Source organism: Staphylococcus sp. 11007852 (assembly GCF_011394325.1).
Lineage (GTDB): Bacteria > Bacillota > Bacilli > Staphylococcales > Staphylococcaceae > Staphylococcus > Staphylococcus agnetis.
Genome location: NZ_JAANBJ010000008.1, coordinates 39,686 through 52,548, shown reverse-complemented (window position 1 = coordinate 52,548; position 12,863 = coordinate 39,686). Strand labels below are relative to the sequence as shown.

Sequence of the window (12,863 nt, the reverse complement as noted above, 5' to 3'; positions counted from 1 at the left end):
GAGAATTAATGGGATCGTTTTGTATTAAATGGTCTTATTTCAGATTCTATAAAGTCTCTTTTGCTTTCTAAAAATGGTGGTAAAGATAGTGATTCACCTAATGTTTCATAAGGTTCATCTCCCATGAAACCTGGACCGTCTGTTGAAAGTTCAATTAAGATATGTCCAATGCGTGCATAGAGTGCTTTAAAGAAGAAGCGGTCAATGATGCCTGAATTTCTAACGCCTAATGCTTCATAACGTTCAAACCAATCTTGTATTGCGGTATCATCTTCAACACGGAATGATACGTGGTGTACTTCACCGTAGCCTTGACGTGCTTGCGTACCTTGATCTTTACGTAAAATCACTTGTCCCCCATTACCACCTTCACCTACTTCTAAAATCGAAACATCTTCTGTTTCTAAAATAGGTGTCATGCCATAAAGATCAATGAGGGTTTGTTTAAATTTGTCGTAATAACTCATTGTAATCTCAATTGGACCTAATCCGTAAATCGCTTTATCTTCTGGGACAGGTCCATTTTTCCAAGGTACACCAGGTGCGACGCCTGTATTATTTTCATCAGAAATCAATTGGTAAGTCTGACCGTCCTCTTCTTCAAAGGGTAACACTTTTTTACCGAATAAGTCTTGAATACCATCATGTTTTACATTAAATGCATCAAAACGTGCTTGATAGTATTCGAGTGCTGCATCATTAGGAACACGAAATGAAGGACGGCTGATTGAATTCGTTCCTTTTTGACCTTTAGGATTGTTAGGAAAATCAAAGAATGTCATATCAGTACCTGCATTGCCTTCATCATCGGCAAAAAATGTATGGTACGTATAAATGTCATCTTGATTGACTGTTTTTTTCACAAGGCGCATGCCTAAAATATCTGTAAAAAAGTGGTAGTTACGTTCAGCATCATCTGTCATTGCAGTCACATGATGAATACCTTTTAATGGAAATTGAATCATAATCAAATCTCTCCCTTAATTATATTTCTAATTCGAAATAATTTTAATGTAAAAATCAAGTACACTGAGCCCATATTACTCGGCTTGTGTACTAATGCGTTTTAGAACTTTTTGTAAACTTTCAAGTTCTTCTTCTGTTAAATCTGAGAATACTGAAGCAATAGCGTCAGCATGTTGTGGAAAAATCTCTTCCATGAATGCTTGTCCTTTATCAGTAAGTGAGGCATAACTCACACGTCTATCTTTTGGATCTTGACGACGCTTTATATATCCTTTTTTCTCTAAGTTAGTAACGACATACGTGGTACTACTACTTGCGATTAAAATGCGCTCTTTAATGCGTTGAATGGTATGTTCTCCACGATTGTAGAGCACTTCTAATACAGCAAATTCTGTAACATTTAAACCATATGATTTGATGTCTTTATGAATTTTCTTATCTAACATGTCGTTTGTGCGTTTAAGTCCAATAAAAACTTTTAATGACGTCTCTGTACGATTCAAAGACAACACCTTCTTTGTTTATTATTTCGAATTCGAGATAATTATAACCGATACTATCATTTCTGTAAAGTGGAAAGTTTCAAAATAATGTGCTGAGTTGTGTGTGAAATGACATTACAAAATAGAAAATGCGATGTTATTAAATTGTTAAATAAACGCTTTTGTTTACTACTGTTTTACAAAATGAATTTAAATTAATAACAAACCTTGCTTGGTGGTATAAATATGTTACCATGCTGTTAGCATTAAAAATGCAATAGTTTTAGGAGGATTTATATGAAAAAAGTAACAGCTACGACAATCGCTACTATTGGATTTGCGACGTTTGGTCTCATGCATGGAGATGCCGAAGCGTCAGAAGGTATCCAACCGTCAGCTTATACTACAACATTTTCAGAAGAAACGAATGATTATATTACGATAGATGCGCACGGTAATTATCATCATACAATAGATGGTAATTGGGATGTGTCAATGTTTGAACAAGGTTTATATCAATCATCCTATACTGATGCCAGCGGCCATATGCACTATGTGTATTACACGCAAACATTCCAAAATGACAATAGTGACACACCTAGTCAATCTCATGAAGCCATTCAAGCCCAAAACCGTAATAATCAATCACAATACAATGCGTCACAGGCGTACACGCAGTCTCAGGGAAATTGGCATGTAAATGCGACAGATCAAACAGGTAACGGTACACAAGGTGGAAGAACTGCTTCTTATGGCATGTCTCAACAACAATCTGGTGGCAATGCTCAGCAAAATCATGACGGTACGTCGAACACGAGTCAAGCTGCGTCGGGATGGCTTAAAAAGTATCCGAAGTGGCAACCATATGGACAGTATACGACAGGTGGGGCACACTACGGGGTAGACTACGGTATGCCTGAAAATACACCAGTGTATTCATTTACTGATGGTAAAGTTATTGACAGTGGTTGGAGCAATTACGGTGGAGGTAACCAAATTACCATTCAGGAAGCGAACAGTAATTATTACCAATGGTACATGCATATGAATCAATTAAATGTTCAAGCAGGTGATACTGTTAAAAAAGGACAACAAATTGGTTTATCAGGTAGCACTGGGAATTCTACAGGTCCACACTTACATTTCCAACGTATGTCAGGTGGCATAGGAAATCAGTATGCAGTGAACCCAGACAATTATTTAGCAAATCAATAACCATTAAGACGGGTGTGTCTCTACGATAGACATACGCGTCTTTTTTATATTAGCGTGTTTTAACACGGCACGTTATGTCTGGATACTTTTGTAGCATAATATTGGTTAAATGGTGCGCAATGGTGGTATCATTTTTATAGTAGGAAAAATGCGGAATCGGCTTTGTGAATTTTGGACATATTCAGTTGTTGGATATTCAAGCTACAATTATGACTAAAGGAACAGGTGCGCGAGGTATTAATAACTATGAGGGGACGATCAAAGAACTCCATTTAAAACGCATTGAGACACATGGTGATGGTGCAGTAGGTATCCAGATCAGTAAGCCTGTGGATCAAATTACGGTACACGAAAATGTGAAAACGTATGGTGGCACCGGTGAATCATTAGTAAAAGGTGTTATTAAAGAATTATCTGCGATTGTCATTAGTATTTTAGACGGTGCTCAAGTAGAAGGTTTAGATGTTAAAGGCAATGTATATACGTACGGCAAAGAAATTGCGCCAGTCCAAAACGAAGGCGTTGTTAAAAATGGCTTAAATATACAAGGAGAAGCATAAAATAAATATGAATAGTGTTTTCGTTGATTTAATATGGGTAAAGAGAGTGGACATAACAATCCTGTATATCAATACAGCCAACAAAACTTATTCATATATTGCTCCCTATAAAGTAGATACTTAAAAAGTGAAAACTTTATAGGGGGTTTTTGTATTACTTTGATTACTTCCTTAGCCGAGACTTCTGAAGCACCTAGAAAAGCGAGGTGTTAGGAATAATCAAAATGAGATGATTTATGTCCTGCCTTCTTTTTATCATCATCTATGAGGGAATACACACCGCTGTGTTTTAATGGGTGATTTTCCAATTTGATTTTGTAGCATTTTTAGTGGTACTTCATAATGTTGACAATGTTGCCATGACAAATGGTCTTTAAAAATATGAAATCCTTGATTAAAAAATGTTCGTAAGTCATAAAATGATTCTGGAGTTACAGCATCTAATGGATATATTAATTCTGTTAATGACGTATCAAAATACGCGTAATCCAATAAAGGTTGATCAAATGTAAACGATGCATCGACAAATGGATATGGCAATATAAAGAAAGTTGGACCTTCAAATGTTTCATCACCAAACCAAAAGCCAAATTCGATAAAATGTTCATCAAAAGCTGCGTATTCAATCACTTGTGAAGGTTTAAATGTTTCGTGAAAAGCGTTGTAATTGAGTAACGTGGATATATCAAATGTCCTCCAAAACAAGCCTGGCTTCACTTTACGCGCACGAAATGGAGCAATAAATTGGCTTAACGCACGTAATGCAAATTTCATTAACTGTAAAACTTCTAAACTTATTTTTTTATTATAATGATGAACGGTATCTTCATCAAAAAGTGTAAGATCCGCTACTTATTGCGGTTTAGGATAGATTGAAACATCAATATCGAATTGTTTTAACGTATGCGTTATCCAGTTGTAATAGGTTTGGATGGATGTGCCATCTTTTAACGGATAATCAGCGCGGCCGCGATCTGTTACAATTTTGATTCGATGTGCTTGTAAGTCGACTTGGATGGTATAGGTACAATCATGATAGAATAATAGACCTGTTGAAAAGCCAGTCGTTGTAACGTCTAAAATAATATGTGCCGATTGGGGTTCTTGAATGGCACTCGCAATTTTATATTTGCCGTGCATTTGAGCAATGCGTTGAAGTGTGTCACGTTCTTTTGGCCATGCTTTCATTTTAAGCATATGGATGACCTCCTTAACGTTTTCAATGAACTATACCCGCTTTTAAAAATACATAAAAAAACATGTAAGCTTTGTAATGTGTGGTATTGTTTAATATTCGTTATTAACACAGCATCTGAATTGAATGCGCTTAATACGCATAATAAAAGCCTTCAGCGTGCATCTTTAAAAGTGCACGTTGAAGGCCATTTTTATATGAATTTTGAGGTGAAAAGCATTATAAAGCATCGTATTATTCTTCTACAGAGAATTCAGCATCAGCTTCAAATTTTACATCTTTACCAATCATAACGCCACCTGTTTCTAAAGCTTGGTTGAAGTCTACGCCGTATTTTTCACGGTTGATTTTACCTGATACAGAGAAACCAGTAACTTTACCACCTGACATAGGGTTCACACTAATACCATTAAAATCGAAATCAAATGTTTCTTCATGTGTTTGGCCAGCAATTGTTAATTCTCCAGTTACGCTATCTTCAGTAATTTTAGTCGTTTTAAATGTAATTTCTTTGTTTTCATCTGTATTGAAGAAATCAGCTGATTTTAAGTGATTATCACGATCTTTGTTACCTGTATTAATTGAATCAACATCAATTTTCACTGTTGCTTCTACAGTTGAAAGGTCGTTTAGATCACCAGTTAACTCAACATGATAATCATCAAAAGTGCCTTTAACTTTAGATACCATTAAATGTTTAATTGAAAAGTCTAATGTGCTGTGTACTTGATCGAAATTATATTTTGCCATTTTAAAATGCCCCCTAGTTATGTTTTATTACTTTATGGTATAAATAATATACCATAATTCAAACCATTTCAAGCAAAAAATTTCAAATTCGAAATAAAATCCAATAATCGCACAATTCTAATGATGTTCACATTAACTGTTTACCTATGTCATACGATATTGAAACATCCTGTTTCATGAGACGATGAAAAGCAATACTTTAAAAATTTGTGGGTCGTCAATGTCGTTTTAGCGCGTTTTATTACTTTAGATACCATAAGAAAACTTCGGGATAAAAAATCCGACGAAGGTTGAATAGCAGTCAACACGTAAGCGCGACATTTCATTTTATGAATTTAAATTTGTGTCAATATTGTGAATGAACAGCATATCGTTTACAATACAAGAAAGCGTTTTCAAAATTATTTAAGGGGAAAAAGGGGGAGTACGATGATTACGTTTATTGTTTGTATCATTGTGTTGATTTTAGGCTATTTTACTTATGGAAAATATATTGATCACATGTTTGGTCCTAAATATGATCGACCAACACCAGCACACGACCAACGCGATAATGTCGATTATGTCCCAATGAAAACATCTTCTAATTCACTTATACAATTACTTAATATTGCGGGTGTGGGACCTATTTTTGGACCGATTATGGGAGCACTCTATGGTCCGGTTGCCTTTATATGGATTGTAGTTGGTTGTATTTTTGCTGGAGCGGTCCATGATTATTTAACAGGGATGATTTCTATTCGAAATCGTGGTGCACATTTACCACAGCTTGCTGGGAAATTTTTAGGGCAAGCTATGAAACATGTGGTCAATGTCTTTACATTATTGTTACTTTTGCTAACAGGAACGGTTTTCGTAACGAGCCCTGCCTTGTTACTTCATAATTTAATGGACGGTCGCATAGCATTAGGCTTTATTATTTTCGTGATTTTTGTGTACTATATTTTATCGACAGTATTGCCAATCGATAAAATCATTGGACGTATTTATCCTGTATTTGGGGCGTTACTTGTCATTAGTGCTGTGGGCGTAGGATTCAGATTAATTCAAACTGGCTCGCCAATTCCTGAGCTAACATTACAAAATATGCATCCCGACCATGCGCCGATATTCCCTCTACTGTTCTTTACGATTACTTGTGGGGCGTTATCAGGTTTTCATGCGACACAGTCACCGATTATTTCACGTACAACGAATAAAGAGAAAAATGCGCGTGTGATTTTTTACGGCATGATGATCGCAGAAGGTATCATCGCAATGATTTGGGCAGCGGCAGCGATGAGCTTGTTTGGTAGTTACGGAGGTTTACAAAACGTATTGGCTCAAGGTGAAGCGGCACTTGTAGTAAGTAAAGTCGCGACGATGCTTTTAGGTTCAGTGTTTGGAACAATTGCTATTTTAGGTGTCATTATTTTACCGATTACAAGTGGTGATACATCATTTAGAAGTGCACGGATGATTATTGCAGATTATATTCATTTAGGACAAAAGGCCATTGGCAAACGATTTCTTGTGGCTGTTCCGTTATTTGTAGCAAGCTTTTTACTGACTCAAATCGATTTTACGATTTTATGGCGCTATTTTTCTTGGGCTAATCAGACGACTGCAGCGGTCGCATTATGGGTAGGTGCAATGTATTTGTTGATTGCGAAGAAAAACTTTTGGGTAGCGGCAGTTCCAGCAACGTTCATGACATGGAATTTGTTCACTTATATTTTAAGTCAACCAATAGGATTCGGTTTGGACCTTAATTTGAGCTACGTTATCGCAATAGGGTGTACGGCGTTATGGCTCGGCTATTTCATTTACCAATATCGTAAAAATACGGTTGGCGCCACTTTTGTATTAGATCATCCTGTAAAAAACAAAAAGGTGCCCAGCATCTGAAATAGTATGATAATAAAATAATGAAATTTAAAGGGTGTTGTCAGATTTACTGGCAACGCTCTTTTTAGTATGACCTGAGACTACCTTTTTGTTTATTTGTTATTCTACGAAAGTGTTTTATTATTCGTTTCTATCTGTAAATGTTAAAATAAGTGTCGAAGAAAAGGAGATGACCACATGATAGTAGAATCCATTCAAGGTAATATTGCAAATTTAACGCAAGAAGAAAAACAAATGCACATTGAAAAAGTATATCTTGAAAATTCTGATCTCGTTAAACGTATCCAACGTGTCACAACGGATCACGGTACAGAAATAGGCATTCGCCTAAATCAGCCCATCGATTTACAATATGGAGATATTTTATATCGTGATGAAAACAATATGATTATTATAGATGTTAATTCTGAAGATATTATCGCGATAAAGCCACGCTCGTTGAAAGAAATGGGTGACATTGCGCATCAATTAGGTAACCGTCATTTACCTGCACAATTCACTGACACGGAAATGCTCGTTCAATATGATTACTTAGTTGAGGACCTATTAAAAGGTCTAGGCATTCCTTATGAACGTGAAGCACGTAAAGTCAATCAAGCCTTTAAACATATAGGACATTCTCATGATTAAGCAAGCTGAACTAAAGCTCTTTCAATTTTGTGATTCACAATTTCCAACGGGTGCATTTAGTCATTCATATGGATTAGAAACTTACATTCAACGGAATGACGTTGACGATGCGGCATCGTTTCAAAACTGGTTAGAAGTGTTTCTTACAGAGCAGTTAACATATACGGATGGTTTAGCGATGCGTATGACGTATGAAGCGGTTGAAAATCACGATATCGCAGAAATGAAACGCATTGATCAATTATTGTTTGTACAAAATATTCCTAGAGAAACGCGTGTGGGTACAAAGCAAATGGGAAAACGTATGGCACACTTGGCACATACGCTTTATGATGACCAATGGTTAAATTGGTATTTTAAAGAAGTCAGTGCATATCGGCTTCATGGTCATCCTGCAGTAGTATTTACATTATTAGGACATCATTTAGGTATTGCTTTAGAACGAATTATCGATTATTTCTTATACCAAAATATTTCAAGTTTAACGCAAAATGCGGTGCGAGCCATTCCGTTAGGACAAACAGAAGGACAAAAAATTGTTATGGATATGATGGCTTTTATTACAGAAACGCGTAAGTCTATTATGCATCAAGAAACATCCAATTTTGGACTTACTGCACCAGGCATTGAGATGAATCAATTAGAACATGAAAATGTGAACGTTAGAATCTTTATTTCGTAGGAGGATTTAATATGAAACCTGTAAAAATTGGTATTGGGGGTCCTGTTGGGGCAGGCAAAACGCAACTTATTGAGAAAGTCGTGAAACAATTATCGAAGGATAAAAGTATAGGTGTCATTACAAATGATATTTATACAAAAGAAGATGAAAAAATTCTTGTCGCAACAGGTGTTTTACCTGAAGATCGTATCATTGGCATTGAGACCGGAGGCTGCCCGCACACTGCCATCCGTGAAGATGCCTCTATGAATTTTGCGGCAATTGATGAATTAATGGAACGACATCCTGATATAGAATTGTTGTTTATTGAGTCTGGTGGTGATAATTTAGCAGCAACGTTTAGTCCAGAACTTGTGGACTTTTCAATATATATCATTGATGTTGCGCAAGGAGAGAAGATTCCTCGAAAAGGGGGGCAAGGGATGATAAAATCTGATTATTTTATTATCAATAAAACAGACCTTGCGCCGCACGTTGGTGCCTCTTTAGATCAAATGGCTGAAGATACGACGAAGTTTAGAAAAGACCGCCCATTCACATTTACGAATTTAAAAACAGATGAAGGTTTAGAAGATGTCATCGCGTGGATTCGTAAAGACGTTTTTCTTGAAGGATTAGCATAGTATGGCCATTTCAGATTGGACAGGGGAACTGGATCTCACATTTAAACATGATGGGTCCAAAACGATAAATGGTAAAACGTATTTTCAAGGTGGGCTCAAAGTATTACGTCCATCGTATCTTAACGGCAGTCCGCATCCGACTATGTTTTTAATTCAATTAGGTGGTGGCTTTGTCGATGGTGACCGCTACCGGATGCGCATACATTTTGAAAAAAATGCGCATGCTGTTTTAACAAATCAAGGGGCGACCATTGTCTTTAAAACGTTGGCAGATCGTGTGGAACAATACCAAACTTTCATGTTGGAGGATGAAAGTTTTATGGAATACATTGGAGATCCTATTATTGGTTATACACACGCTAAATTTTACCAACATAATGTTTTTAAATTGTCAAAGCATGCGACAATGTTTTATTCAGATATTCTGACTCCGGGTTATGACAAAGAAGGGCGTATGTTTCAATACGACTACTTACATTTATTAAATGAAATTGAAGTGGATGGTCAATTGGTTGTTTATGATCATTTACGGTTAGACACTCATAAAAATAAAGTATCTGATATCGGATATATGGAAGGTTTTACCCATCTAGGGACATGTTTTTATGTGAGTCCTCACGTGAACCAAAAATGTGTTGAAGCGGTTCAAGATGTGGTCACTCAGCACATTAATCTTACATGTCGTGTCGGTGTCACATTATTGCCTACACATGGGCTAACGGTACGTATATTAGCACAGTCTACGGATGTCATTAATCGCGTGATTCATGATGTACATCAATTTGTGATGACGACCTATCATGAAGAAGATGCACAATTTTTACGGAAATACTAATTAATGGTGCATACGCTTAAAAAGTTGTTACCTCATCTTTAATTGACTCTAAAATATTAAAAAAAGGGTGCGCATATTTCATATGCCACCCTTTTTGTTATATCATCTTGTTTAAATGATTTATAATGCGATGAAACCATTGCTATCTAACGTATTATTAAATTCTTCCAAATCCTCTTCTGAATTTAATTCGTCAATTTCTCTAGTCGTATCGTCTTTGGTTAATCGGTTGCCTTCTAAAAGATAATTTGAGTAACCAGAGTACGCATATTTTACCTCTGGGTCAGAGTATTTGCTTGTTTCAGTGACTTTTACTGCAGTAATTAACGTCACTCTAGTGTCTTCGATGTCGCGCACGGGTGAGATTTTTTCAGACGTGTTGTCACTATCACTTGAACCAAAGCCATATTCTGAATCTAAATTATTACTCGTTTTAAAGTATTGACCAATTTGTTCGGTAGAGGATTTTGAATAACTTGAACTTTTAAAGCGATCATTAATAAGTTTAGTGTTGTCTTCTAATAGAGCGCTCACGTTTTCCAGCTTATTAATGTCTTTTAAATCTTTTACTTCTAATTCATATGTTGTATTGCCCTTAAAGTTCGTGGATTCACTGTCATTAATTTGCTTGACGACTTCTTCAGGTACTTCTAACTTAATTTTATCTCCGTTTTTGAGTTTTCCATTATTTGGGACGGTAAATTCAAAGCTTGAAAGAGATAGCTTTTTGATTGATTCAGGTGCATCTTTATATAAAAGATGGAGTTGCCCGCTACCATTCAATCCAGTAAATGTTGGATTTAAGCCTTCAAATAAAGATTTTGCATCAAGAGATTTCGGATTTTTTAAACCGGACACTTTAAATTCTTTAGTGAATTCTTTTGCTTTTAGTTGATACTCTTTTGACATGTTTTTCTTAATTTTTAACGTGACTTTAATTTTGTCACCATTTGATAATTTATCTTCTTTATCAATATCAAGGTCAAAGCTTTCTAATATCTTTCCTGCTTTCAACAATTGATCTTGTTCTTCTTTAGTGAATTTTTCGCTATCTAAGTCATCTGTATTACCTTTTTCAATCATCTCAATGACATCTTTATTTTTAAAATCTGCCTGTCTTAATGCTTGAGCTAAAAGTTTATTTGTAATTTTTTCTAAGGACTTATCAGAGATATGTGCATAACCTGATCCGTTGTATCCTGAAAATTCGACTTTGACATCATCTTCTACATTTACTTTCTTATTTTTAATGAATACGAATGTGAGTAAAATAATGATAGCTAACGCCACTATACCACTGATAATAAACCATTTGTACTTTTTAATGAAATCCATCTGTGCTCCCACCCTTTTTTAAAGTTTTTAAATATCAATAAAAATTGTATTGTGGTAATCATAACATAAAATGATAAAATTTAGGTTGGTATATATACATTAAATAATATAAGTTATTATTGTTTTTAAAATTACAAAAATAACATTCTCTAAATCTATTAAGTTAAAGTACATTTAATGAGATAACATTTATATGGATGTCGAAAAAAAAGAGAGGTGATATTGAACACCTCTTTAGAAAGTTAAATATAAGTAGAATTATAAAAGTTGAAGTATGTTTTTAAGGATGATGATTGCTACGACAATGATAATGATACTTGAGCATTTGTTTAATATAATAATAAATTTACCCGTACGATCGACATGACCTACAAAACGTCCCAATAGGGCTAACGTGATAAACCATAACCATGACACAGTAATCGTTGCTAGCGTAAAGATGACTTTTTCACTTCCTGTATAAAGCGCTGCACTTGTCCCGATAACGCCTATGGTATCCATAATCGCATGCGGATTTAACAGTGAAACTGAGAGGGCAAAGCCAATTTGTTTCTTAGCCGACATTTGTGTCTGCTTTTCTATTGACGCAGGCTTTTCACGCCATAATGACCAGGCCATATAAAGTAAAAAAATGAAACCAATGATATAAATGACCAATTGAAGCGTAGGTAAAGACATCAACACTAAAGAGACGCCTAAAACCGCAAGTAAAATTAATAACGTATCACATAAGCCTGCAGTCACGATGACAGGTAGGGTACGCACCCAATTTTTGTGATTCGCCCCTTGATTAAAAACAAAGACATTTTGAGCACCTAACGGTAAAATCAAGCCTAAAGCAAGTAAAATGCCATGTAACACTGCTTGCAACATTTTAATCACACTTTCTCTTGATATTTCGGTTTATTACGTTCTTTGATTGTTAATGTAATATTAACGATTAACCACACAATATGAATGATGAATGGAATAATGAGTTTTGACAGCACAATCAAGATGATAACGATATAAATATGTATCGCGCCAAAATTAATTAGATGAGTGGGTACAAACACAGCTAATATCAAAATTATGCCAAATATTAAGAGTAATAATAACCAAAAGGCATTAAAAATCCACCATATAATCCACGATATTTTCATAAACATCCCCCCTAAGATAAGTATGACATTGATGTTGATGCATCATTTAAAAACATGACGTCATGATTAACATTGATATATGTGAACTTTTGAATACGAAATAATGCAATTTTTGCTTGGTGTTATATTAGCGGTATAACGACTATTTTTTAGATTTAATCAGATTGAAAATGAACCATGTGATTTGAATGCAACATGGAATGATAAAAAATGCACTCCATACACCGATGGAAATCAGTTTTAATTCTGGCGTTTGAACTGTACCGGTACCGTCAACTTCACGTAACCATAAAAAAGCCGATACACTTAAATATAAAATAAACCAAAAAGCTGTTACGATGCTCCACAATATCCACGATGCTCTCAACATAACGTCCTCCTATAAAAATTATTTATTATTAAATATAATAACATAAAAATGATGGATAGGACGTAAAGGTTTTCAATTTATAATTGTCCCTAACACCTCGCTTTTCTAGGCGCTTTACCTCAAAAAGGATTTTCGGATTCGGCTTTATACCTCAGAAATCGCGTCTAAGGAATCAATCACAATTCATCAAA

The 12,863-nt window shown here is 35.3% G+C and carries 14 protein-coding genes and 1 pseudogene; 7 read left to right on the top strand and 8 right to left on the bottom strand.

Annotated features, from left to right (window positions below; translation table 11 throughout):
- Positions 1 to 5: 5 nt before the first annotated feature.
- Positions 6 to 965: a ring-cleaving dioxygenase MhqE gene (gene mhqE, locus G8Y85_RS02515; protein WP_107396919.1), complete on the bottom strand. Its 960-nt coding sequence runs from the start codon at positions 963 to 965 to the stop codon at positions 6 to 8.
- 75 nt (positions 966 to 1,040) lie between these two features.
- Positions 1,041 to 1,469 (bottom strand): MarR family winged helix-turn-helix transcriptional regulator, encoded by a 429-nt coding sequence (locus G8Y85_RS02510; protein WP_037565140.1) that lies wholly within the window; start codon positions 1,467 to 1,469, stop codon positions 1,041 to 1,043.
- A 276-nt stretch (positions 1,470 to 1,745) separates the two neighbouring features.
- Between G8Y85_RS02510 and G8Y85_RS02505 the strand changes: the two genes are divergently transcribed.
- Together G8Y85_RS02505 and G8Y85_RS02500 are read left to right on the top strand one after the other, a co-directional pair.
- A complete protein-coding gene (locus tag G8Y85_RS02505; protein ID WP_165805388.1) occupies positions 1,746 to 2,663 on the top strand; it encodes a M23 family metallopeptidase in 918 nt (305 codons plus the stop codon).
- A gap of 164 nt (positions 2,664 to 2,827) precedes the next feature.
- Complete coding sequence (locus G8Y85_RS02500) at positions 2,828 to 3,223, top strand: hypothetical protein (RefSeq protein ID WP_060552175.1); 396 nt, start codon at positions 2,828 to 2,830, stop codon at positions 3,221 to 3,223.
- A gap of 258 nt (positions 3,224 to 3,481) precedes the next feature.
- Here the strand turns inward: G8Y85_RS02500 and G8Y85_RS02495 are convergent.
- Positions 3,482 to 4,411, bottom strand: a pseudogene (locus tag G8Y85_RS02495) (DUF5996 family protein).
- A gap of 241 nt (positions 4,412 to 4,652) precedes the next feature.
- Positions 4,653 to 5,168, bottom strand: coding sequence for a YceI family protein (locus tag G8Y85_RS02490; RefSeq protein WP_060552176.1), 516 nt, complete (start codon positions 5,166 to 5,168; stop codon positions 4,653 to 4,655).
- 429 nt (positions 5,169 to 5,597) lie between these two features.
- On the opposite strand from G8Y85_RS02490, the gene G8Y85_RS02485 reads away from it, so the two are divergent.
- The 5 genes from G8Y85_RS02485 to G8Y85_RS02465 all read left to right on the top strand — a co-directional run bounded on the left by G8Y85_RS02485 (position 5,598) and on the right by G8Y85_RS02465 (position 9,825).
- Positions 5,598 to 7,055, top strand: coding sequence for a carbon starvation CstA family protein (locus tag G8Y85_RS02485; protein ID WP_107368499.1), 1,458 nt, complete (start codon positions 5,598 to 5,600; stop codon positions 7,053 to 7,055).
- Between the two features lie 177 nt (positions 7,056 to 7,232).
- Positions 7,233 to 7,685, top strand: a complete 453-nt coding sequence (ureE, locus tag G8Y85_RS02480) for an urease accessory protein UreE (RefSeq protein ID WP_060552178.1) — start codon at positions 7,233 to 7,235, stop codon at positions 7,683 to 7,685.
- Positions 7,678 to 8,367: an urease accessory protein UreF gene (locus G8Y85_RS02475; RefSeq protein WP_107368500.1), complete on the top strand. Its 690-nt coding sequence runs from the start codon at positions 7,678 to 7,680 to the stop codon at positions 8,365 to 8,367. Before ureE ends, G8Y85_RS02475 begins: the two co-directional genes overlap by 8 nt.
- Positions 8,368 to 8,378: 11 nt before the next feature.
- Positions 8,379 to 8,990, top strand: a complete 612-nt coding sequence (gene ureG, locus G8Y85_RS02470; RefSeq protein ID WP_165805387.1) for an urease accessory protein UreG — start codon at positions 8,379 to 8,381, stop codon at positions 8,988 to 8,990.
- Position 8,991: 1 nt separating this feature from the next.
- Positions 8,992 to 9,825: an urease accessory protein UreD gene (locus G8Y85_RS02465; protein ID WP_107368501.1), complete on the top strand. Its 834-nt coding sequence runs from the start codon at positions 8,992 to 8,994 to the stop codon at positions 9,823 to 9,825.
- A 120-nt stretch (positions 9,826 to 9,945) separates the two neighbouring features.
- Here the strand turns inward: G8Y85_RS02465 and G8Y85_RS02460 are convergent, their stop codons facing one another.
- From G8Y85_RS02460 to G8Y85_RS02445, 4 genes are all read right to left on the bottom strand, one after another.
- Positions 9,946 to 11,160 (bottom strand): hypothetical protein, encoded by a 1,215-nt coding sequence (locus tag G8Y85_RS02460; protein ID WP_060552181.1) that lies wholly within the window; start codon positions 11,158 to 11,160, stop codon positions 9,946 to 9,948.
- Between the two features lie 258 nt (positions 11,161 to 11,418).
- Positions 11,419 to 12,033 carry a LysE/ArgO family amino acid transporter gene (locus tag G8Y85_RS02455; protein WP_060552182.1) on the bottom strand — a complete coding sequence of 205 codons (615 nt, stop codon included), beginning with the start codon at positions 12,031 to 12,033 and terminating at the stop codon, positions 11,419 to 11,421.
- Positions 12,034 to 12,038: 5 nt separating this feature from the next.
- A complete protein-coding gene (locus G8Y85_RS02450) occupies positions 12,039 to 12,302 on the bottom strand; it encodes a hypothetical protein (protein ID WP_060552183.1) in 264 nt (87 codons plus the stop codon).
- A gap of 142 nt (positions 12,303 to 12,444) precedes the next feature.
- A complete protein-coding gene (locus tag G8Y85_RS02445; RefSeq protein ID WP_086375137.1) occupies positions 12,445 to 12,672 on the bottom strand; it encodes a DUF3923 family protein in 228 nt (75 codons plus the stop codon).
- Positions 12,673 to 12,863: the final 191 nt, after the last annotated feature.